The following is a 23,745-nucleotide window of genomic DNA, read 5'->3' as shown; positions in this document are numbered from 1 at the left end:
TGGACCTTAAAATTTGTCTGTTAATTGGGGGATTTATATATTGACTGAACTACGAACGGAGCGAAGAAGAAAGAAAAAGAAATCATGGAAGCGGCGGCTCCTAATTTTTGTTCTTATCTTTCTTATAATGATATTGGGTGTAGGGAGTTATCTCGTCTACCAGACGTACCAGGCAGCAAAAGGATCGTACAATGGTCTTGAACGACCAGGAGAAAAATCAGAGATGCGGAAAGAAGCGGTAACGGTTGGAGAAGATCCAATTTCCATCCTGCTGATTGGGGTCGAAAACTATTCCTCCGGAGGGAAAAACGGCCGGGCAGATACCTTGATAGTTGCTACTTTAAATCCGGACACGAATAAAATGACCATGACCTCTATTCCGAGAGATACTCGAGTAGAATTGCCAGAAGAAGGCGCAGGAGAATACGCAGGTTATCATAAAATTAACTCTGCATATCATTATGGGTCGATAACCGGCTATGGCGGCAACCGCCTAACTGTTGAAACAGTTGAGGATTTGCTTCATATCCCTATCGATGAATATGTTACAGTGGATTTTGAAGGATTTCGGGATATCGTCAATTCCCTTGGTGGGGTGACCGTGGATATTAAAGAAGGCTTTTGGGAAAAGAATATCTTTAATAATGATAAACGAATCTATTTTGAAGCAGGACCAGAGAAGCTCAACGGTGAAGAAGCACTTGCCTTTGTAAGGATGCGAAAGAGAGATGTAAATGCTGTTTATCCACGGGATGAGCGGCAACGTCAGTTTATCCAGGCGGCAATCGGGCAGGCTATCTCGCTTGGAACTATCTTCAAAGTAGGAGAAATCTCTGACATACTTGGTGAAAATGTAGAAACCAGTCTGCGGCCGACAGAAATTTACTCACTGCAGAAAGCCTATTCATCCATTAATGCCTCCAATATAAAAACATTCAATATTGAGGGGGCAAATCAATGGTTCGGTAACCAGATATTCTTTCTTCCTTCAGAGGCGGGAATTAATGAGGTTTCCGATAAATTAAGAAATGCGCTCGGTCTGCCGGAAGACAGTGGGACTGGTGAACCTGGAACAATTGAATAAGGTTAATATGAAAAGAACCCGGTAACAGCGCTAAGATATGCTCGCTGTTACCGGGTTTTCTTATTTAATGCGTTACTATTTCTTTCTGCCGTAATTCTACTCGTCTGATTTTACCAGAAGTTGTTTTAGGTAATTCCTTGATAAACTCTATTTTCCGTGGATATTTGTAAGGTGCTGTCAGCTCTTTTACATGGTCCTGCAGTTCTTTTACCAGGTCATCACTGGCACTCACACCATTCTGTAGCACAACAAATGCTTTTACTACACTTCCTCTAACCTCGTCCGGACTGGCGATTACTGCACATTCCTGGACAGAAGGGTGTTTAACCAAGGCATCTTCCACCTCAAATGGCCCAATTGTATAGCCGGAGCTGATAATGATATCGTCACTTCGGCCTTCGAACCAGAAATAGCCGTCCTTATCTTTTGACGCCTGGTCACCAGTTACATAGTAATCACCTCGACGGGACATCTTTGTTCGCTCGGAGTCCTTATAATATTCACGGAACAATGCCGGACAATCAAGTTTCACCGCGATATCCCCTGTTTCATTGACCGGAAGTGGATCACCGTTTTCATCAATAACTTCAACGTCGTTACCAGGTGTAGGTTTCCCCATGGACCCTGGCTTTACTTCCATATCTTTCATAACTCCAAGCAACAGTGTATTCTCAGTCTGGCCATACCCATCGCGGACAGTTACATTAAAATACTTTCTGAAAGTATCTATAACTTCACGGTTAAGCGGTTCACCTGCGGACACAGCGCTATGAAGCGCAGGCAACTGATAGTCTTCCAGATTATCCACCTTTGCCATCAGACGATATTCAGTCGGGGTACAGCAAAGAACATTAATATCGTTGTCTTGCAGTAGTCCAAGATAAGTTTTTGGATCAAATTTTCCCTGATAGACAAATCCAGTAGCACCTGAACCCAATACAGAGAGGAACGGACTCCATATCCATTTCTGCCAACCAGGCCCAGCCGTGGCCCAAACTTTGTCACCTTCATTAATACACAACCAGTTTTCAGAGGCTGTTTTCAGATGAGCAAATCCCCAGCCGTGTGTATGTACAACCCCTTTTGGGTTACCGGTCGTTCCAGAAGTGTACGGCAGGAATGCAATATCATCGCGGGATGTATCAGCGGTTTCAAGCTCATCAGATGCATCCTCCTTTAATGCATCCAGATGATGCCAGCCATCTACTTCCTTACCCACTGAAAATAATGTGAGCTGGTCATACTCTTTGATAGCTTTATATTGTTCCACATACGGATAGTAGCTTACGACACCACTTACTTCCCCGTGACTGATTCGGTACTGAAGATCCTTAGTCTTCAGCATTTCCGAACTCGGAATGATAATAATTCCGGTTTTCAATGCTGCGAGATAGGTCTCATATGCTTCAATTAGTCTGGGAATCATAATTAGAATTTTATCGCCCCTCTTTAGTCCTTTTTCGAGGAAGGCGTTGCCAATTTTATTTACATTTTTCATCAGTTCATTGTAAGTAATCTCTTTTGATTGACCACTATCATTCTTCCAGATTAGTGCTTTTCTGGTTGGGTCTTCTGCAAAACGCTCCATTTCCAGTACAATATTATAATCCTTTGGAGCAATTAAATCTTCTCTGTTCATTATCTCAACTCCCATCCCTATTATTGGTGCTTATTATATCAATAATTTTAAAAATTTAAAAATAAGAGCTTCCTGGCAGTAATGCCAATGTTGTGAATAAGATGAGCGTATTATTGAAAAACAACCATCATACATATTCCAGATACGGACTTATCGAAGGAAGCCCGTACGCCTATCTGCATAAATATGAAATATAAGAAAAGGGTGTTCCCCAATCATCTCAGGGAGCACCCTTTTCGTCTACTGCCATAGTGGCAAGGCTTCCTACCATTTATACGAATACCACTCTGCACTCAATACTTTCCAGCGCAGCCATCCCATTCACCTGCTCCCTTTCTGGCGGCACTCTAGCACAATGCAAAAAAGCGAGAAGTTAATAGCCGTATAGAGGTCTTGGGAGCAGATTCTTCATTACAAGATAATCAAGGCTCTTGAAGGTATATCCTTGTTTTTTAAGTTCGGTAATCATTTTATCAAGCGCTTCGGCATTATCCTGGGATACCGTATGGAGCAGCATGATTGCCCCCGGATGGATCTGTTCCATAATATTGTCAAAAGCATATTGCCAGCCCTTCTGATCATTAGTATTCCAATCCGTGAACGCCAACGACCAGAAAATATGAATATATCCAAGCTCATTAGCCCATTCCAGCGTTTTTTCACTGAATATCCCTTTTGGAGGTCGTACGTATTTTAGTTTTTCTTGATCGGAAACCTTTGCAACTGCCTGTTCAAGAGATTCAAGTTCTTCTTTCATCGATTCTTTTGATATTCGGGTGAATTCCGGATGGTGATAGGAATGGTTACCGACAATATGTCCTTCCTCCACCATACGTTTTACCAGTTCCGGCTCACTTTTAACATAATGGCCAGTTACAAAGAAAACTGCAGGTACATTTTCCTTTTTTAAGACATCAAGAATGTCATCGGTGTACCCCTGTTCGTACCCATTGTCAAAGGTAAGATAAAGCACTTTTTCTCCTGAGTGATCTGCATAATATGCACCATATTCGTCTAAGACAGACTTATATTTGCCCACTTCCGGAATCTTATGTTCAGTGTTTTTCTTATAACCCCATCCATAGCCACCGGCAGCTTCCGCAATGTTTCCAAACATAAAAAAAGCAAGGAAAGCCAGTGTGGCAATGAATGCTGAATATCTATATTTCCGCATAACATCCCACCTGTTTTTCCTTACTTTCTCCAGAGGGGTATTTAATTATTCACTACAGAACCAGTGAACCGATCCATCCAAATATAAACAATGGAATATTGAAGTGGATAAACGTTGGAACACAAGTATCCCAGATGTGGTGGTGCTTTCCGTCAGCATTCAGGCCAGATGTTGGTCCCAGAGTACTGTCGGATGCTGGAGAACCCGCATCGCCAAGAGCTCCCGCCGTACCAATAAGGGCTGCCGTAGCCATTGGCGAAAATCCTGCCGCAATGCAAATTGGAACAAATAATGCTGCTATAATTGGGATGGTACCAAATGATGATCCTATTCCCATTGTGACAACCAGACCTACCAGTAAAAGGATAAATGCTATTAAAGGCTTATTGTCTCCCAGAAAACCTGAAGAGACTTCAATTAATGCGTCGACTGCCCCTGTTTTATCCAAAATGGTTCCATAACCGGAAGCAACCAGCATCACGAATGCTATGGTACCCATCATAGAAATCCCATCAGCCATTACCTTATCACCATTTTTGAACGGTACAACAAGGAATAGGAACATAAGCACAAGTCCCGTCAGTGCCCCGATAATAAGGTTTTCTGTTCTTAGCTGAACCGCAAGTGCGGCTAATATTGCCACCAACGTCAATAAGTGTTTTTTATTAAACGTGACTTTTTCGACTGGGGGTATTGTGAAGTTCGCTTCACCGCCACCTGCACCAGGTACCGACTCCCGGTCCTTCCGATACGTAATAAATATGGCAATTAACAGTCCGACAACCATCCCTGACCCAGGAATAAGCATTGAAAGTGCAGTTTCTGATATAGAGATGTCCATACCATTTTTCTTCATTGCTTCGACCATTATATTATGGAAAATCAAGCCAAATCCGGCAGGGATCATAACATAAGGTGCTTTTAGACCGAACGTCAGGGCAGTCGCCACACCTCTCCGGTCGATCTTCATCTCATCAAAAAGCTTCAAAAGTGGTGGTATTAAAATCGGAATAAATGCGATGTGTACAGGTACCAGGTTCTGTGACAGCGAGGCCACACCAGCAAGGGCCAATAGCATCATTGTCTTTTTCCCCGTCAGGACCCGAACAAGGTAATTCACCAGAATAATCGTTATTCCTGTATAACTGATAGCTACCGCAAAAGCACCCAAAAGAATATAGCTTAATGCAGTACTCGCCTGACCTCCCATACCACTGACAAGCATTTCAATTGATTCCACTAAGTTAAGCCCTGACATCAGTCCGGCAGTAATTGCTGCTGCCAAAATAGCAACAATTACATTAACACGAAGCAGGCTTAGAATTGTCATAACCAAAACGGATACAACTACAACCCATTCCATCATTTATTTCCCCTCTCAATAATCTATATATAATAAAAATAAGTTCTGTCTTTAACACTTCACTATGATAAAGTGGTAAAGCAAGAAAATCAACCCCTTTTTTAAATCACAAAATAGCCTAACAATTCCAATTATATTACAAATCCAGTAAAAAAACCCTGATTACCAGGGTTTTTTTTGACCTATCGTACTTGGAAGGAAAAAGATACATAATCCTGAATAGGGATCCATGCACCGATACCCTGTTTGGTCACATTCTTTACAACAAGGGATCTCTTAGTCCCTTTCAACTGAAAATAAACTTCACCAAAGGTTACTTGTCCTTTTTCATTAACTGCCGGTGCATATGCTTCCAAGTATGCGTATTTATTTTCCGGTACGTTGTACGAATTATCCTTCTTTGTATTCTGGCCAATCACCGTTGAATATGATAGCGGTAATTCTGTTTTCTCTTTTGAGGTAAGTAGCATCATTTTTTTGATATCATCCGGGTTCGATATCTTATTAGTCAATGCGCCGGTTACCTCTTTTTTATTCTGCTGGATGTAGTTCATCTTTGTAGCCGATTCCCCGCCAATGTTATTAACTTCATTCGTATTGATTTTCTGGTATTCCCAATTGATGTTAGTCATATCCGAGTTGTAATTTAATGGCCAACGACCGATATAAACCATTCCCCGATAACCAAATGCAAGTGGGGATGGATTAATCGAAGTTTCGTTAAGCATCTTGATTAGGTCCGGATTCTCGATTGGAATATCTAGCCCTTTAATCAATTCTTTCGTCTGCTTGCTTGGCTCCACCACTTCCTGGTCTTCAGTAGAGTTAGGAAATGTATTTTCTTTGGATATATCCAGCACGTGATTTGGTACCTCAAACTTTCCATCTTCCTTTTCTTTCTCTTTTGCCAGACCCATTAATGGAAACAGAATAACTAATGCAGCTGCTATAAATACGGTAATGGATACTCGTGTTTTCATGTGTCCCATTCCTTTCTGTCACGAAATCATGGCTTTGGTTTCCGTAATATGGCCACCTCTACCTGTCGTTAGTTTTTTCGGACACATGAATATTATACCTTTATGATTTTCAGCGGCTTAACTCGACTGCCTCAAGGCTCTCTGTAATCCTAATACTATCCTCGACCGAGCGGACCATAGAACAGTTTTTCCGGGAAAGCTCAAGATTCCGGTTCAGCTTATCGGTATTCAGGTTGTAGCCTGTTACGGTATAATGCAAATCGATTCGTTCAATGCGGTTCGCTTCCTCAGGATTGCGTTCCACATCAACTGTAATGACAAGGTTTTCGACTTCAGTGCGCTGCTTGTCGAGAATCTTCCGGAATACGGAGGCACTGCACCCGGCAATTGAAGCAACCATCAGTTGAAACGGACGAAACCCATAATCCTCGTTACCTGAAATATCTAGTGTTCCATATTCGAAATCGACGCGCATTCCGTTTTCTTTTAAATGAAACTTCATGGTCATATCGCTCCTTCTCATTGTAGTTATATCTATTTAACCATTTATCCTGTTTGTGGGAAAACATTTTGTCCTGAACGGAAACCTATCAATTGACCTTTATGCAGGAACGTTTTACAGTGAATGAGGCTAATTGGTTTTGAAGAATTGGAGGGGTGAAATATGGCCTCGGAGCGGACACGTTTCTGGATATTAATCTCTCTTGTAGCTATTTCCGGATTTTCACAAGGAATGCTGCTCCCATTACTCGCAATCATACTTGAAAATAATGAAATATCCTCATCAGTAAATGGATTACACGCAACCGGCCTGTATATTGGTGTTCTGCTTGCTTCGCCATTTATGGAGAAGCCTATGCGCAGATTTGGTTTCAAGCCGATTATTTTTGTTGGTGGAATGCTCGTCTTTGTTTCACTGGCATTGTTTCCGTTATGGCAGTCTTTATGGTTTTGGTTCATTTTGCGGGTTACCATTGGGATTGGCGATAACATGCTGCATTTCGGTACACAGACATGGATCACCACTACAAGCGCAAAAGAATCACGAGGAAGAAACATTGCGTTTTACGGGCTGTTTTTTGGTCTCGGATTTACGCTCGGCCCTTTAATGACAAGGTTGCTTGCAATAAATGAAGCCCTGCCTTTCCTGGTGTCAGCCGTCCTTAGCATGATTGTCTGGTCCTCGCTTATTTTTATACGGAATAAGTGGCCGAAAGAAGATGATTTAAGCAGCAGTAGCTCGTCGAGTTCCATGAAACGATTTATTCAAACTGGCAGAATTGCATGGGTAGCACTTTTGCCTGCGTTCGGTTATGGATTTCTTGAAGCAACCCTTCATGGAATATTCCCCGTATACGGATTACGGATTGGACATGAGGTGGATATGCTTTCTCTGATTATTCCATGTTTTGCCGCAGGAAGTATTATTACGCAGCTACCCCTGGGCGTGCTCAGTGACCGGATTGGAAGACGCCCGGTTCTACTCGCCGTAATTTCCGCAGGTATCGTCTGCTTTTTGGCAGCCGCTGCGTTTGAAACATCAGTTTTTGCGTTATTTGCAACTTTTACATTGGCTGGAATGTTCACCGGCTCCCTATTCTCGCTTAGTATTTCTTTCCTGGCGGATATCCTGCCGGCATCGCTACTTCCTTCTGGCAACCTTATGACTGGAATTGCTTTCAGTATTGGCAGTATCAGCGGGCCATACCTTGGAGGGTTATTCATTGAATTTTTCCCGGGGGTCTCGTTCTTTTATACCATTGTATTAATGCTGTTACTTATTCTGGCAGCTATTTATTTCAAAAAAGTCACGACTGATCATCATCAAACAGTAGAAGAGCATTAAAAAAACTAAGGCTACTACCACACACTTTATTGCGGGAACCTTAGTTTTTTATTTGGACGGTTTTCTAAAAGATTATTGTCTTTCTTAATAAGTATAAAATGCGAAGTAACTCGCAGCTTCGCTCCGGAAATACACTACACTTTCACCACTCCGGGTGCAAGTCCAACATCTGTTCAAGCTAAAGCTCTCACAGTGTTTCCTTTGCCGCTGGGCAACGCTTCAACTTCCTCGGAAGAAAACCACTTCCTGCGGGATTTTCAGCTGTTGCTTCGACGAACAGGACGTTCTAGTACCGGCGTAGGCCACAGGACGTGGCCGGTTTTAGCCGGTGACCCGCAGGAGTCTTCGTGTATTTCCCTCGCTGGATTGAGGTCGATTAGTACTTAATTTAGATTGTTCTTTAAATCCTATCAAACAAACGTCTATTAGCGGAGGCAGAATACGAAGACTCCTGTGGGAACAGCACGAGTCGAAGACCCCGCAAGAAGCGTTCTTTGCTTCTGAGGAGGCTGTGGCCGTGCCCACGGAAAGCGAAGTATTCTGCCGGAGCGAAGCTTCGCTGATATTTCGCAGTTTATATCTACTACCAACAATTTTTAAGAAAAGAGCCTTATTTAAAGGTATCTGCTGAACCTTATTTCGAGATGGTCCTGCATGATGGAAATCAGGACACATATCGGCCAATAAATAAGCGCCACCAGGATATAAAGAGTCATCGCATCAAACTCTCTGCCGACGACAATCTGTGTACGCTGGAAAAGCTCAGGCACAGTTATAACTGCCGCAAGAGAAGTTGCTTTTACGATATCCATAAACACATTCGTCAACGGTGGGACCGCAATCCTGGTTGCCTGCGGTAAAATAATTTTCCTTAGCGCTGTCCAATATCCGATATTCAATGCTTTTGCGGATTCCCATTGCCCTGAATCAATACTGTTCAGCGAAGCTCGATTAATCTCGGCAATATATGCAGCACTGTTAAGACCAAACCCGGCAGAAGCAGCAACAATGGCTGACAATTCCAGACCGATATACGGAAGACCAAAATATAATATGAACAGAAAGACAAGGATTGGTGTTCCGCGCATAAATGAGATGTACATCCGCGCCGGCCAGCGTAACAGAATGCGTTCGGAACTCCGGGCAAGCGCAAGAAACAATCCAAGGATCATGCCAATTGTCATACCAGCGATTGCTACTCCCAGGGTGGACGGGAGTCCGCCAAGCACGAACGGCAGACTTTCTATCGCCAGCTCAACATCAAATACCCCGCCGAAATCAAACCCATTCAAATCAAGCATGGCAGATTAAAGCTCCAATCCTTCAATTTCTTTAATCTCGCCCTCAGGCTTTTTGGATGCGTCCTCTTTATAGAACTTCTTAGCCAGCTCGGATAGAGTTCCATCTTCACGCATTTCTTTTAATGCACCATTAATTTTTTCCTGTAACTTATCTGCACCATTCGGTAGGATTGCCGCCTGTTCAGTAGGATGGAATTTCAGTTTCGGATGTAGTGTTATATCAAATTCCGGGAAAGCTGCCACTCCAAATTTCGATAGGTAGTAGTCATTCACAATTACATCTGTTCGTCCATTATGCACATCACGAAGATATGCTTCGTTAGGTGCATTTCCGTAAGTTTTAACCTCGGCACCAAAATGACGTGCAATCTGACTGTACACCGTTGTTGCTCCACCGCCGGCTTTTTTGCCTTTCAAATCCTCCAGTGAATCAATACCGGAATAATTATCTTCCCGGACAACCATCGTGGTATACGAGTATTTATACGGTTCACTGAAATCAAACTCTTCTTTTCGGCTTTCCGTAATTTCTATATCATTTGCGGCTACATCAATTCTTCCGCTCTTGATTGCTGGAAGCATACTGTCAATCCCCATGATTTCAAAAGAAACATCAAGGCCCAGTCGTTTGCCGACTTCACGCATTACCTCAACATCGTACCCTGTGAGTTGATCCTTGTTTTCCCCTTCGCCTTCATAGTAACTTGCAGCGATAAGGGTACCGGAAGTTCCGACTACCATTTCACCAGCCTCTTTAATTTCAGCCCATTTACTGTTGCCTCCTGAATCATTGTTGCTCGTTTCTTCACTATTGCCCGTGTTCTCTTCGCCGCTTCCGCACGCAGCTAACAAAAGCAAAACCGCTACTAAGAAAATAACTTTCCTGATGTTCATAAATCTACTCTCCTCTTCTGTCACCCCAACGCGGTAGTGTTATATTGTAAAATTCAGTTTGATTGTAACAGTTTAATAGCTCTACTTCAACTTAATTGCTCGCTGTTACTATCCCTTTACAAACCTGTATTAGTGGCCGGAAACTAACCCTTGACTTTATTTGTTCAAATGATAATATAATAATAAATATTTATTTATAATAATTATAAATTTTAAGGAGGGATGAATAATGACTACTGAAACTTTAACACAAGATGATTCCACTTTTTTCAATTCTTTTTTTCAGAAAAAACCGTTTGTACACTTTCGGGCACATAGAGAACTTATCGCCGCAATAATTAGTGGCTTACTTATTCTGGCTGCATGGTTTATTAATGACAGTATCTCTTCCGAATTCTGGATAACCATTCATCTTGCAGCCTTTGTTATTGGCGGATACGCAAAAGCCAAGGAAGGTATTCAAGATACAATCGCTAATAAAGAACTCAATGTAGAGATGCTGATGATTTTTGCTGCTATCGGATCTGCTGCTATTGGTTATTGGGCAGAAGGTGCTATTCTAATCTTTATCTTTGCCCTATCAGGAGCCTTAGAGTCCTATACACTTCAAAAAAGCAACAAAGAAATTTCATCCCTAATGGATATGCAGCCTGAAACAGCAACAAAAGTTACTAAAGACGCGTTTGAAACAGTACCAGTATCCGCGCTTAATCTCGGTGATCATATTCTGGTCCGAGCAGGAGAACGGATACCAGCTGATGGTAGAATTGTAACTGGAATAACATCTGTTGACGAAAGTGCAATCACCGGAGAATCCCTGCCGGTCAACCGACAGAATGACGAGAATGTATTTGCCGGGACAGTCGCACTTGATGGAACCATTACGGTCGTCATTACAAAGCCTGCCAATGAAACCCTATTTCAAAAAATCATTAAGATGGTACAAACAGCACAGGAAGAAAAATCTTCTTCACAGCTGTTTATCGAACGATTTGAAGGCACTTATGTAAAAATAGTGCTGATTACTGTACTAATTATGATGTTTGCTCCTTATTTACTTTTAGGTTGGTCCTTTTCAGAGAGTATATACCGGGCCATGATTCTACTTGTTGTCGCCTCTCCATGTGCACTTGTTGCATCAATTATGCCCGCAACACTGTCTGCAATCTCCAGCAGCGCACGTAAAGGTGTTTTGTTTAAAGGTGGTGTCCATATTGAGAATCTAAGTCACATTAAGGCAATTGCTTTTGATAAAACAGGTACACTGACGAATGGAAAGCCCAAAGTTACGGATTTTTATACGACCACAGAATCTGAGAAGAAAAAAATCATGGCGATCGCAGCCGCTATTGAAAATGAGTCAACCCATCCACTGGCACAGGCAATCACCGGATACAGTTCAATTAATAACGTTACACCATCGCTGAATGTCCAGCAGGTAAGAACAGTGAATGGACATGGCGTTACTGCCTGTATTGAAGGTGAGCACTGGGAAATAGGAAAGGCTGCATTTGTCGGTGAGCATGAGGCAGCAGGGTTTCTTGATGGGATATCCAATAGTCTTGCAAGAGAAGGAAAAAGCCTTGTTTTCGTAAAAAGAGATAATAGGATTGTGGCATTATACGGACTGAAAGACACGATTAGAGAAGATGCTAAGGAAGCCATTGCCGCTGTGAAAAAACTTGGCATCCACACCATTATGCTTACTGGGGACAATGAGACTACCGCAAAGGCAATAGCTACTGAAGCAGGTATTGATGAATTCATTGCAGACTGCCTGCCAGAGGAAAAGGTTAAAAATGTGAAGCAGCTAAGGAAAAGATTTAAAAACGTTGCTATGGTCGGTGACGGAATCAATGATGCTCCAGCGCTTGCCAGCGCCAATGTGGGAATTGCGATGGGCAGTGGTACTGATGTTGCTCTTGAAACTGCAGATATGGTTCTGATGAAAAGCAGTCTCCCAAAGATCACCAATTCAATTAAGGTATCTGCCAGGATGAACAGAGTGGTAAAGCAGAATATAATATTCTCCCTTGGAGTTATATTGGTGTTACTCGCATCGAACTTCCTTCAAGTTCTTGATCTGCCACTGGGTGTCATTGGTCATGAAGGGAGTACCCTTCTTGTAATCCTCAACGGCCTTCGTTTACTGAAATAGCTGCCAGCTCAAGCTGACAGCTATCTTCATGTAGTATTTCGTTTTCTTCGCTGAACCACTGCATTAATGACGCCACCGATCATGATCACTATACCGGAGAGGTAAAACCATATCATTAACACAATAACGGTACCAATTGTTCCATATGTGGTCTGATAGTGTCCCAATGTATTTACATAAAAGGAAAATGCCAATGAAACCAATTGCCAACCAATCGTTGCAAACAAAGTACCCCATACTGCATATTTAAAATAAACATGTTTATTGGGCGCAAGCTTGTACAGCACCAGCAGGACGATGAAGAACACGACAGATGAGATTACCCAGCGTAATGCTCCCCAAACCTGCAAAAAGCCCGCTGACAGGCCAATAAAGGTAAAAATGTACTGTCCTATCATCTTTCCGAATATCGGAAGCAGGAATGCCATGCAAATAACAAAAAGCATTGCAATCGTCAAGAGAATTGCGATAAACCGACTCGTAATAAATGAACGATCATCATCTACCTCATAAGCTCGGTTTAACCCCTTCATAATGGCATTAATTCCATTGGAAGCTGACCAAAGTGTCGCGAGAATTCCGATGGACAGCAATTGACCATTCTTCGATTGAACCAGCTGATTCACATTCTGCTGGATCATATCAGACGCGTTGGACGGTGCATACTGCTGAATGAAACTCATAATTCTTTGTTCATCTATCGGTAAAAACCCGACCAGCGTCATTAAGAACAGCAGGAACGGAAACAGGGAAAGCAGGAAAAAGTATGCCAGCTGTGCTGCTACCCCAAAAATATCGTCTTCTATTATTTTGTTGTATGTTTCTTTCAAACCGCCGCCTTTACTCATAGCTGTATAACTCCCCTTTGATGCCTTTGTTAAGTACTGAGATTAAGAATTGATGTTCTCTGTGGTGGAAACTGTGTTGGGATTATTAGCTTCCCCTTCCAGCTTTGCATCACTTTTCTTAGCAAATTTATCAAGCGTTTCTTCTGCCTGTTCAAGCATCTTTAGTGTGCTTTCTGTGCTGCTGGAGAATTTTTTATTAAACGTATCAAATCCCTTTCGAAGTTTCCTTACTCCCTCGGACGGATTCTTCATAAAATAACTTGACTGGCTCTTGGCCACGTTCATTTTCCTTTTGGTGTAATACCGTGTATCACTGTCTAAAAGTGAAACTAGTCCACCCAAAATTGCTCCCAGGAATACCCCTAAGCACAGTTTTCGTTTTGCCATCTGAACCGCTCCTTTTTATTGAATTTTGTACTGTAAATAAATGACCATTCTGTTGTTTTATCACACAAGAGTAGCAGTATTGTACTTCTAATTTATTACCCACTCAAAGGGGAGTTAAACCCACTATGTTAAGCTATTGGTTTGATACAGGCGGCATCATTATTCTTTGCAGCGTTCACGTAGGTATCCACGTCATATGCTGTTAATTCTTCCGGTTGTACCGTTTGAAGAAATTGATGAACTTCATCGGGAGGCATCTTTCCTGATGTAACCCATTCATCTTCTTTGTCACGCGGAAGAATAATCGGCATTCGGTGATGGATGTCCTGCATAAAATCGTTCGCTTCCCTGGTAAGAATAGTACACGTGAAAAGTTCTTTTTCATTATGTACCCACTTATCCCACAAACCGGCAAAAGCAAACAGTTTTCGGCCAGCAACCTGAATACGCTTTGGCTGTTTCGTTTTCCCCTCGCGCCTCCACTCATAGAAACTGTCCGCAACAATCAGGCAACGTTTTCGTGCCATCAGATTTTTAAAACTTGGTTTCTGGTGGGCTGTTTCACTCCTGGCATTTATCATTTTATACCCTATTTTCTCATCTTCCGCCCATGAAGGCACCAGTCCCCATCGCAAGTATCCTGCACGCTTTTCCTTCCCATCATGAATAACAGCAAGTACATCCTGCCCGGGTGCTATATTATAGCTTGGCTGATAAGAGTCAATTTCCCGCTCTATTCCAAATTCGTTCAGAATTTCAATCTCATCCGCGAGCAGGGTATAACGGCCACACATGAAATCACCTCCTCTTATCTAAAATATACTTAAATCCCACTGTTTTGCAATATGACGCAATAATCGAATCCCGGCAATACTGTTACCCCGATCATCCAAGGCCGGCCCATAGACCCCGATTCCGCAGCCCTCAAGGAACGGCAGGTCTTCATCACGCACCCGCGGTGGAGCAGCTGCTATAATTCCACCGGATACTCCACTCTTTGCTGGTATTCCGACATAAGTAGCAAACTTACCTGACGCATCATACATTCCGCACGTTAGCATGAGTGCTTTTGCTATTCTTGCTACCTGACGCGGTATTATTTCTTCATCTGTATCCGGATTTACGCCATCATTCGCTAGAATCAACCCTATTCGAGCAAGATCATCCACGGTAGCCTCAATCGAGCACTGTTTAAAATATGTTTCAAGTGTAATATTCAAGTCGGATTCCAGAAAGCCAATCTCCAGCAGATAATAACCGATTGCACGGTTACGCATCGACGAGTCGCGTTCCGATTCGTAGACATCCACATTTATTTTCGGACGGTAACCAAGCATTTTTTCCAGAAGATCAAACATCGGCCGCAACCTCTCATCCGAAGTTCTGCCCTCAAGTATGGAGGTCACCGTTATTGCACCTGCGTTAATTAGCGGATTAAACGGCTTTTTCAGTTGTTTCATCTCGAGATGCATAATCGAGTTGAATGCTTCACCGGCAGGTTCCACATCAACTCTGTCGAGCATATAGGAAACACCCCGCTCCATGCATGCTACAATAAAGCTGAGCACTTTGGAGATACTCTGAATTGTAAAAGGTATATCACTGTCTCCAGCACGTATGCTTATACCGTTTTTCCCGATAATTGATATGCCCAGATCGTCCGGGTCTGCTTCCTGGAGAACAGGAATATATGAAGCAACCTTCCCGTCACTTGTATGTTTTTGATAAAAAGATACCCAGTCTTCAACATAGCTTTGCAGCCATTCTTCCGTTTGTTCAGTATTCCAGTTCGCTACACCCTGAACCATACCATCACCCCACATCTACTAATCAAAAAAATCACTCTGATTTACCCATCACAACTATAACTTATATTGGCATTATACCGTGAATTCCCAAGGAGAGGACGCCTTTATTAGTATACCCACCACTCTACACATTAATGGGACTTTTACTGTTTATTGTCCATTACGGGGAGTTATATCATGAGGAATTTATTTTTTCTTACAAAAAATACTTGTATGGGAAGGTTTCCACATATCCACGGTGGCTAAACCGCAAACTGTCTGTATTGAGGGCTTTTAGCAAATCTGAAAAAATAAGACTGCCCATAATGAACAGTCTCTCAATTGCTGATAATACGATTACCTATTTTTTGTTCTTCTTCAGCAAACAGCATGCTTTCAATCTCCGCCTGAAGTTCCTGAGCAAGTTCGCCGTGTTTTTTATCGTGATAATACTCCCGATATACAGGTTCCCCTATCGTCATTCGTATAGTAGACGCCTTAACTCTCCCGCTGTCTTCTTCAAGCATCTGATATGTACCATCGATTGCTACAGGCACAATAGGCACCCCGGCTTTAGTGGCTAATCGGAGGCTGCCTGATTTAAAGTTACTCAAAGTCTTCCCTCGACTGCGGGTCCCTTCCGGAAAAATAACAAGTGGGTGTCCATTTTCAAGGTTTTTGATTCCCTGACCAATCGCTTTCACAGCTTGTCGACGGTCCTTCCGATCAATAAACACACCTTTCATCAATCCCATCCATGAACTGACAACCGGTACTTTCTCCAGTTCTTTTTTGGCAATAAAACCTATCGGCCTGCCGAGATAACCAATCAGTGCCAAAATATCAAACAGTCCCTGGTGATTTGCGACAAGCAAGAAGGCCCCGTCCGGCAGTTTTTCTTCTCCACGTACATAGACCTCTGTCCCAGTCCTTTTGATTATCTTTTGAGATACCTGTTTCGGTGCGTCAAAAATTTTCTCTTTGTTTTGTATTCCTGACTGCTGGGCAGCAAGTTTTCGTGCGTATGGCAGCTTAAACGCGCTCCAGACTACAACTAATATAGCGTATATGTATATCGGTATACTTCTAATCATGCTTTAATCCCCCCTGATATTATCATTATACAAGGAAAACCGCCTTTTGAACCATTAGAACGAAAAAAAAGAGAAGCCAACCAAGCGGTCAGCTTCTCTCCTGAATAGATTATTTTCCGATAAACTGCTGTGTCCAGTGGTTTCCATCTTCAACATAACCCACACCGATGTGTGTAAAGTTAGGATTCAGGATGTTTTCACGGTGACCCTGACTGTTCATCCATCCATTTACCACTTGCTCTGGTGTACGCTGTCCTTTAGCGATGTTCTCGCCTGCAGTGCGGTAGTCAATTCCATATTGCTTCATCATATCGAATGGTGAGCCATAAGTTGGACTATTGTGAGCAAAATAGTTATTTGCCGCCATATCTCGTGATTTTTCACGAGCCACTTTACTTAGCTTTGTATCGACTTTCAGTGGTTCCAGACCACGTGCAGTACGTTCCTTGTTAGTAAGTTCCACAACTTCTTGTTCAAAGGCGTTCAACTGCTGTGACTGTGCGTTATTTGATTGCTCTTGTTGTTTCGCTGGCTGCTGTTCCTGGACCGGAGCTTCTGGTTGTTCAGTTTTCGGCTGCTCCTTCACAGTTTCCTGTTCATTATTTTGTTCAGGTGCTGGTGCCGGAACTGTTTCCTGCTCAGTTTCAGGTTTTGGTTCAGGCTTAGGTTCAGGCTTAGGTTCAGGTGCCGGCGCCTTTTCTTTTTCCTTATCAGGCTGTGGCTTTTCTTCCGGTTTCTCTTCCTTTGGCTGTTCTTTATCTATATTAGTATCCCAATTATATTCTACATTAGGGAAATAACGCTCTAATAGATTAGTAAGTTTATCCTGTGAAAAATAATCCCAGCTTCCTTCAGATGAAAAGTAGAATACTTTACTGAATGACTGTGTATCATTAGAAGAAGCTTCCGCAGAGCCCTGCAGAGTCCCACCAAATAACAGTGAAGCTGACAATGTTGCTACGATTATTTTGTTTAACATAATTACACCTCTCCTGTGTGTTGTTTTTCTTGCACATCAAAATAATAGCACAGGTCTTTCTGTAATATTTTTGGCAACAGCTGCCACTCGGAAAAACAAGTTTATTAATCTAGCAAAGCGTGCATATTATAAGGGGAATATGCATAAGTAATCAGGAATAATTTAAAAGTCCAGGAAAAACTTACATAATCTCATCTATTGACAGATTTTTTCTGCTACATATTGGTTACAAATATTAGTGATTTGTAACAGATATATTACATCATTTAATACTGCTGTAATAGGCTTTAAACCAATATATGTAAGTGCTTTAACTACCCCCAGAAACTGTGATAAAGTATAGAAATAGTATAGAGAAAAATTGTCATCAATGGAGGAGCTTATATGTTATCTAATGCAGAAATAGGGATCGATTTAGGAACTGCAAATATACTTATATATTCTAAAACAAAAGGGATCGTTTTAAATGAGCCATCTGTGGTGGCTATTGATACAAATACAAAGCAAGTAGTAGCTGTCGGACACGAAGCGAAGGAAATGGTCGGGAAAACACCGCGTAATATAATCCCCATCCGTCCTCTAAGGGATGGCGTAATTGCTGATTATGATGTAACCGCTCAAATGCTTAAAGAGTTTTTGAAAAAAGTAAGCAAAAAACTAGGCTTATCCATGCGTAAACCAACAGTTGTAGTATGCACTCCATCTGGAAGTACAGCAGTGGAACGCCGGGCAATTCATAATGCGGTAACAAGCTATGGCGCCAAGCATGTTCATCTGATCGAAGAACCCGTTGCCGCAGCAATTGGTTCAGACCTTCCAGTCGATGAACCAATTGCTAATGTGATTGTCGATATTGGCGGTGGCACTTCAGAGGTAGGTATCATATCATTCGGTGGTGTGGTGTCCTGTAATTCGATCCGCATAGGCGGCGACAAAATGGATGAGGAAATTATTCAATTTATACGGAAAACATATAACATCCTGATTGGCGAACGAACGGCTGAAAACATAAAAATGGAAATTGGCCATGCAAGTGAGAACCATACTGAAGAAACTATGGATGTGCGTGGACGAGATATGGTAACCGGCTTGCCGAAGACCGTATCGGTATCCTCCAAGGAAATCTACTCAGCACTAAAAGAATCACTGGAGCAGATTCTGGAAACAATCCGGTCAACACTGGAAAACTGCCCTCCTGAGCTGAGTGGAGATATTGTGGATCGGGGTATTGTGCTTACAGGAGGCGGATCACTGCTAGCAGGTATGCAGGAATGGCTGTCTGAAGAAATTATAGTTCCTGTCCATTTAGCTCCAAACCCGCTTGAATCAGTTGCAATCGGAACCGGCCGGGCACTGAAGATGATCCACAAACTGCAAAAAGCAGCTAAATAAATATGGGAATTTGAATTATAAGGAACCATGCTATCTTTCACAGAGGTATGGTTTTTTTTTCGTTTATAAAAACTTTTGTAAATAAAGAAGGTATTTTGTAATAAATATGGAATCTTTAGTGAAAGGAAAAAGTTTTTATAAAGGCTCTGTTCTTAAATTTTGTGATTTTTAACTCTAGCATGAGATAAAACTGCTAAATAATGAATTTGAGATTTGCAAGGAAACCGCTTAGATTTCTATTAATAAAAAGAATACCTTAATCATACAGTTTAGCACTTTTGTATTTACAAAAAGAGCTAGGGAAAAAGAGGTGATGGCATGTATACTGTTCTATATTTATATCGTGTAAATAAAAAACAAGTTGATTCCTTTATCGATATTAATGAAAAAGCCAGTGAAATATATCTTGCCAACGGTGCTCTCGAGGATGTAATCTACAGAGCTGACAACTTAGATGGAAAGCATGGTCTCACCGGCCTTATTGATACAGTTGATCTCCTGCCTGAAGAAGAACTGCTCTTCGGTCAGGCAGTATTCCGAAATAAATCCCATCACAAGGACGTGATGAAACAGGTTGATAACGATCCAGAAATTATCCAGCTTTTTAACCGTGTTAAAGAAATTACAGACATATCACGTATAATTACCGCAACTTTTTCAACTGATCAGTGAGATTCTGTTTACAAATTTTTCAGAATACAATATAATAAAAGAAGAGAATCATGATAAGGTGCCTCCGCGCCTGTTGCCCATGATCAAAGACACATATATTAAAAACATACTGTCTAATCTGTTTACAGTCCAATTCCAGTTCTGTTCCAGCAGGTAAGAGCCAGTTCAGAGTGACTTACAGCATGTTCTGTGGTCATTTTGGAGTGGCTTATTTTAATGTGAAAGGAGTGAGCAGATGGCTGGTGCACTTGAGAATATTAAAATACTAGATTTATCCCGTGTGCTTGCCGGGCCGTACTGCACTATGATACTCGGTGACCTTGGCGCCGAAGTAATTAAAGTCGAAGCACCAGGCGGCAGTGATGAGACACGAAAATGGGGTCCCCCTTTCAAGGATGGTGTTAGCGCCTACTATCTCTGTGCCAACCGCAATAAACGGAGTATTACGGTGAACCTGAAATCAGCGGAGGGTATTGAAGTTATTAAAAACCTCGTTAATGAAAGCGATGTCATTATTAATAACTTCAAATCCGGCACGATGGAACGATTCGGTCTGGATTATGAAACCCTGGCCGAAATAAATCCTGGGATTGTGTACTGCTCCATTACCGGGTTTGGGGAGACAGGGCCATATAAAGAAATGCCTGGCTATGACTTTATAATTCAGGCAATGAGCGGTCTGATGAGCATTACAGGGGATTCAGATTCCGGTCCCCAGAAAATGGGCGTAGCAATCACTGATGTGCTGACCGGCCTGTATGCATGCATCGGGGTTCAGAGTGCGCTAATTGAACGCACGTATTCAGGTAAAGGCCAGAAACTTGATATTTCACTATACGATTCGGCTGTCAGTGCGCTTGTTAATATCGGCAGTAACTATCTGATGGCTGAAAAGATTCCACAGGCACTTGGAAACCACCATGCCAATATTGTTCCCTATCAAACATTCAGGACAAAAGACGGTGAAATGGTTATTGCCGTCGGGAATGATAATCAATTCCGGAAGCTGTGCAAGGTATTGGGAAAACCGGAATATGCGGATGATAATCGTTTCAAAACAAACCCCGACCGTGTAGCCCACCGGTCTGAGCTCGTTCCATTACTTCAGCAGGAGTTTGAAAAAGAAAAAGGTGCGGCTTGGCTGGAAAAATGCCGGGAAAACAATATCCCTTGCGGACCGATCCAGACAATCGACCAGGTTGCTGGTGACCCGCAGCTTCAGTCACGTGATATGTTCATAAATTGTGAACATCCGACCGCCGGCCAAATTAAGATGATCGGCAGTCCGCTGAAGCTGTCTCGGACACCTTTCGAGCTTCGTCACCACCCGCCTGATCCCGGTGAGCACACTGACGAGATACTTGCCGAACTTGGAATTACCAAACCAAATAATTAGGAGATGATTTAAGTGGATTTTAACTTTAGCGAAGAACAGGAAATGCTCAGAAATACAGTACGCAGTTTTGTGGACAAAGAAATTATGCCTAATATAGCTGATTGGGATCGCGAAGGAAAATTTGATCCCTCCATTATGCCGAAGCTTGCTGATTTGGGACTGATGGGTGTTTGTATCCCAGAAGAATATGGTGGAAGCGGAATGGATTACAATTCGCTGGCAATCGTTTGTGAGGAGCTCGAACGAGGTGACACAGCATTTCGTACCGCTGTTTCTGTTCATACAGGCTTAAACAGCATGACATTGCTCCAGTGGGGTACCGAGAAACAGAAAAAGAAGTATTTAGTTCCACAGGCTAAAGGTGAGAAAATCGGGGCTTTCGGGCTTACTGAACCAGCTGCAGGGTCTGATGTAGCATCACTTCAGTCCACCGCTGTTAAAGATGGCGACCATTATGTGCTGAATGGACAGAAGACTTGGATCTCACTTTGTGATACTGCTGATCACTTCCTGGTCTTCGCCTATACCGATAAACAAAAGAAGCATCACGGAATATCAGCTTTCATTGTTGAACGGACATGGGACGGATTTTCCTCCAAAGCAACGAAAGGAAAACTCGGCATTCGTTCCGGAAATACGGGTGAATTATTCTTTGACAATGTAAAGGTGCCAAAAGAAAATCTGCTTGGCGAAGAAGGAGAAGGTTTCAAGATTGCCATGTCTGCTCTTGATAACGGCCGCTTTACAGTTGCAGCAGGCGCAGTCGGACAAATTAGGGCATGCCTTGAAGCAAGCGTAAAGTATTGCCACGAGCGTGAAACCTTTGGTAAACCAATCGGCAAGCATCAGCTTGTACAGCAGATGATCGCCCGGATGGAAGCTGGATTGCAGATGTGCAGCCTTCTCGTTTACCGTGCCGGAGAACTTAAGAATGAAGGTAAACGGAATACCCGTGAAACTTCGCTTGCAAAATGGCAAGCATGTGACTTTGCCAACAAGGCAGCGGATGACGCTGTTCAGGTCCACGGAGCATATGGCTATTCTGACGAGTATCCGGTTGAGCGCTACCTCAGAAATTCTAAGGCGCCTGTCATTTATGAGGGAACACGTGAAGTGCATACCATTATGCAGGCTGAATATGTATTAGGGTACAGGCAGGATAAAGAGCTCAATAAGATGCTGCCGGCATGGGACAGAAACTAATTAAACTAGGAGGGGTTCCAGCTATGTTTGACCGAGAAACAAAAAGTATCTTTATTAATGGAAAGTGGCGGGAGACCGAATCTGGAAAAACAGATACGGTGTATAATCCTGCAACGCTCGAACCTATTACCGGTGTTACCTATGGAGGCGAACAGGAGACACAAGATGCGATTATGGACGCCAAGGAGGCTTTCAAAACCTGGAGTACCATAACGGGCCGTGAGCGATCACGGGTCCTCTATAAAGCACATGAGCTTATGCTGGAGGATGTTGATCGGCTGGGTGAAATCCTAACTACGGAACAGGGAAAACCTCTTAAAGAGGCTAAAGGGGAAATCAAAGGAGCTGCCAGTTTTCTGCTCTGGTATGCCGAAGAAGCTAGCCGTGCGTACGGCGAGTGGATTCCTTCGTCCATTAAATCGAAGCGCATGCTAGTTATTCCACAGCCTGTCGGAGTCGTTGGGGCTATTACGCCATGGAACTTTCCTTCATCCATGATTACCAGAAAAATCGCTCCAGCACTGGCAGCAGGCTGTACAGTAGTACTTAAACCTGCTCCTGAGACTCCGTTATCTGCTCTGGAAATTGTTAAAATTCTGGAGCGTGCTGGCCTACCACAGGGAGTTGTCAATCTCGTAACCGGTGATGCAAAAGCAATTGGTACCACACTGCTTAAGAGCAGGGACGTGAAGCTGATTACTTTTACTGGCTCCACAGAAGTAGGTAAGTATCTTATGCGGGAAAGTGCCGACCATGTTAAAAAGCTGTCCCTGGAACTTGGTGGTCATGCTCCGATTCTGGTATTTGATGATGCCGACCTTGAAACTGCAGCAACACTTGCATTAGCCAGTAAATTCCGGAATAACGGGCAGACATGTATTTGTGCAAATCGCATTTACGTCCATGAATCTGTTAAGGATCAATTTACCGAAGTACTTACAAAGAAAGTGAATAACCTTAAGATCGGGTATGGACTTGAGGAGGATACTGATCTTGGTCCGCTGATTAATGAACAGGCATCTCAAAAAGTGGAAAAACATCTCGATGATGCTATAACCAAAGGAGCAAATGTTGTTACAGGCGGAAAAAAGTGGGATGGTGACCTGAAGGGATATTTTTACTATCCTACTGTTCTGGCAGATGTCTCCGATGATATGGTTATTATGCATGAAGAGACATTTGGTCCACTCATGCCAATTCAGACCTTCACCGATGAAGATACTGCAATTAAGAAGGCAAATGACACTGATTATGGGCTTGCCGCCTATATCTTTACCGAAACAACCAGCCGGGCTATCCGCGTCTCCGAAAAGCTGGAATACGGAATTGTTGGGGTGAACGATGTCTTCCCTGCTGTTGCAGAGGCGCCGTTTGGCGGGATCAAACAGTCAGGAATCGGAAAAGAAGGCGGACACCACGGAATGCATGAATTCCTAGAAATGAAATACGTATCAATGGGAATTAAGTGACGCTTCTTCCCTAACCTTTCTATTTTTTCTTACTCCTAAAGACGAGGACATTCTTGTTCGGGAAATACGGTGATAGATG

Annotated in this window: 21 protein-coding genes; 8 read left to right on the top strand and 13 right to left on the bottom strand. The window is 42.7% G+C overall.

Annotated features, from left to right (window positions below):
- Positions 1–40 precede the first annotated feature (40 nt).
- Positions 41–1,084 carry an LCP family protein gene (locus tag ACFO3D_RS01165; protein ID WP_390292747.1) on the top strand — a complete coding sequence of 348 codons (1,044 nt, stop codon included), beginning with the start codon at positions 41–43 and terminating at the stop codon, positions 1,082–1,084.
- Between the two features lie 64 nt (positions 1,085–1,148).
- On the opposite strand, the gene mbcS is transcribed toward ACFO3D_RS01165, so the two are convergent.
- The 5 genes from mbcS to ACFO3D_RS01140 all read right to left on the bottom strand — a co-directional run bounded on the left by mbcS (position 1,149) and on the right by ACFO3D_RS01140 (position 6,742).
- The gene (gene mbcS, locus ACFO3D_RS01160) at positions 1,149–2,723 is read right to left on the bottom strand and encodes an acyl-CoA synthetase MbcS (protein WP_390292746.1); all 1,575 of its coding nucleotides are present in this window, start codon (positions 2,721–2,723) and stop codon (positions 1,149–1,151) included.
- 373 nt (positions 2,724–3,096) lie between these two features.
- Positions 3,097–3,897, bottom strand: coding sequence for a delta-lactam-biosynthetic de-N-acetylase (gene pdaA, locus ACFO3D_RS01155; RefSeq protein ID WP_390292745.1), 801 nt, complete (start codon positions 3,895–3,897; stop codon positions 3,097–3,099).
- Positions 3,898–3,949: 52 nt separating this feature from the next.
- Positions 3,950–5,260 (bottom strand): Na+/H+ antiporter family protein, encoded by a 1,311-nt coding sequence (locus tag ACFO3D_RS01150; RefSeq protein WP_390292780.1) that lies wholly within the window; start codon positions 5,258–5,260, stop codon positions 3,950–3,952.
- Positions 5,261–5,442: 182 nt separating this feature from the next.
- The gene (locus tag ACFO3D_RS01145; RefSeq protein ID WP_390292744.1) at positions 5,443–6,240 is read right to left on the bottom strand and encodes a YfkD famly protein; all 798 of its coding nucleotides are present in this window, start codon (positions 6,238–6,240) and stop codon (positions 5,443–5,445) included.
- A 109-nt stretch (positions 6,241–6,349) separates the two neighbouring features.
- Positions 6,350–6,742 (bottom strand): OsmC family protein, encoded by a 393-nt coding sequence (locus ACFO3D_RS01140; protein WP_390292743.1) that lies wholly within the window; start codon positions 6,740–6,742, stop codon positions 6,350–6,352.
- 162 nt (positions 6,743–6,904) lie between these two features.
- Between ACFO3D_RS01140 and ACFO3D_RS01135 the strand changes: the two genes are divergently transcribed.
- Positions 6,905–8,086 carry an MFS transporter gene (locus tag ACFO3D_RS01135; protein ID WP_390292742.1) on the top strand — a complete coding sequence of 394 codons (1,182 nt, stop codon included), beginning with the start codon at positions 6,905–6,907 and terminating at the stop codon, positions 8,084–8,086.
- A gap of 614 nt (positions 8,087–8,700) precedes the next feature.
- Here ACFO3D_RS01135 and ACFO3D_RS01130 read toward each other — a convergent pair.
- Positions 8,701–9,387, bottom strand: a complete 687-nt coding sequence (locus ACFO3D_RS01130) for an amino acid ABC transporter permease (protein WP_390292741.1) — start codon at positions 9,385–9,387, stop codon at positions 8,701–8,703.
- Positions 9,388–9,393: 6 nt separating this feature from the next.
- On the bottom strand, positions 9,394–10,281 hold the full coding sequence (locus ACFO3D_RS01125) for a transporter substrate-binding domain-containing protein (protein ID WP_390292740.1): 888 nt from the start codon (positions 10,279–10,281) through the stop codon (positions 9,394–9,396).
- A 229-nt stretch (positions 10,282–10,510) separates the two neighbouring features.
- Between ACFO3D_RS01125 and ACFO3D_RS01120 the strand changes: the two genes are divergently transcribed.
- A complete protein-coding gene (locus ACFO3D_RS01120) occupies positions 10,511–12,439 on the top strand; it encodes a heavy metal translocating P-type ATPase (protein ID WP_390292739.1) in 1,929 nt (642 codons plus the stop codon).
- Between the two features lie 26 nt (positions 12,440–12,465).
- Here the strand turns inward: ACFO3D_RS01120 and ACFO3D_RS01115 are convergent, their stop codons facing one another.
- The 6 genes from ACFO3D_RS01115 to ACFO3D_RS01090 all read right to left on the bottom strand — a co-directional run bounded on the left by ACFO3D_RS01115 (position 12,466) and on the right by ACFO3D_RS01090 (position 17,534).
- Positions 12,466–13,287, bottom strand: a complete 822-nt coding sequence (locus tag ACFO3D_RS01115) for a YihY/virulence factor BrkB family protein (protein ID WP_390292738.1) — start codon at positions 13,285–13,287, stop codon at positions 12,466–12,468.
- 42 nt (positions 13,288–13,329) lie between these two features.
- On the bottom strand, positions 13,330–13,674 hold the full coding sequence (locus tag ACFO3D_RS01110; RefSeq protein ID WP_390292737.1) for a YtxH domain-containing protein: 345 nt from the start codon (positions 13,672–13,674) through the stop codon (positions 13,330–13,332).
- Between the two features lie 128 nt (positions 13,675–13,802).
- Positions 13,803–14,468: an SOS response-associated peptidase gene (locus tag ACFO3D_RS01105; protein ID WP_390292736.1), complete on the bottom strand. Its 666-nt coding sequence runs from the start codon at positions 14,466–14,468 to the stop codon at positions 13,803–13,805.
- An 18-nt stretch (positions 14,469–14,486) separates the two neighbouring features.
- A complete protein-coding gene (locus tag ACFO3D_RS01100) occupies positions 14,487–15,482 on the bottom strand; it encodes a glutaminase (protein ID WP_390292734.1) in 996 nt (331 codons plus the stop codon).
- 317 nt (positions 15,483–15,799) lie between these two features.
- Positions 15,800–16,555 (bottom strand): lysophospholipid acyltransferase family protein, encoded by a 756-nt coding sequence (locus ACFO3D_RS01095; protein ID WP_390292733.1) that lies wholly within the window; start codon positions 16,553–16,555, stop codon positions 15,800–15,802.
- A gap of 109 nt (positions 16,556–16,664) precedes the next feature.
- Positions 16,665–17,534: a CAP domain-containing protein gene (locus tag ACFO3D_RS01090; protein WP_390292732.1), complete on the bottom strand. Its 870-nt coding sequence runs from the start codon at positions 17,532–17,534 to the stop codon at positions 16,665–16,667.
- 384 nt (positions 17,535–17,918) lie between these two features.
- Between ACFO3D_RS01090 and mreBH the strand changes: the two genes are divergently transcribed.
- From mreBH to ACFO3D_RS01065, 5 genes are all read left to right on the top strand, one after another.
- A complete protein-coding gene (gene mreBH / locus ACFO3D_RS01085) occupies positions 17,919–18,926 on the top strand; it encodes a rod-share determining protein MreBH (RefSeq protein WP_390292731.1) in 1,008 nt (335 codons plus the stop codon).
- Between the two features lie 318 nt (positions 18,927–19,244).
- A complete protein-coding gene (locus ACFO3D_RS01080; RefSeq protein ID WP_390292730.1) occupies positions 19,245–19,598 on the top strand; it encodes a DUF1428 family protein in 354 nt (117 codons plus the stop codon).
- Between the two features lie 235 nt (positions 19,599–19,833).
- Entirely contained in the window at positions 19,834–20,994 is a 1,161-nt protein-coding gene (locus tag ACFO3D_RS01075) for a CaiB/BaiF CoA transferase family protein (RefSeq protein ID WP_390292729.1), read from the top strand.
- 12 nt (positions 20,995–21,006) lie between these two features.
- Positions 21,007–22,197, top strand: a complete 1,191-nt coding sequence (locus ACFO3D_RS01070) for an acyl-CoA dehydrogenase family protein (RefSeq protein ID WP_390292728.1) — start codon at positions 21,007–21,009, stop codon at positions 22,195–22,197.
- Between the two features lie 23 nt (positions 22,198–22,220).
- Positions 22,221–23,666: an NAD-dependent succinate-semialdehyde dehydrogenase gene (locus ACFO3D_RS01065; RefSeq protein ID WP_390292727.1), complete on the top strand. Its 1,446-nt coding sequence runs from the start codon at positions 22,221–22,223 to the stop codon at positions 23,664–23,666.
- The last annotated feature ends 79 nt before the right edge of the window (positions 23,667–23,745 follow it).

The sequence above is a fragment of the Virgibacillus kekensis genome, assembly GCF_042654125.1.
In the GTDB taxonomy this organism is placed as follows: Bacteria; Bacillota; Bacilli; order Bacillales; family Amphibacillaceae; genus Lentibacillus; species Lentibacillus kekensis.
The sequence above is the reverse complement of the archived record's forward strand: the minus strand, read 5'-3'. Positions and strand labels throughout refer to the sequence as shown.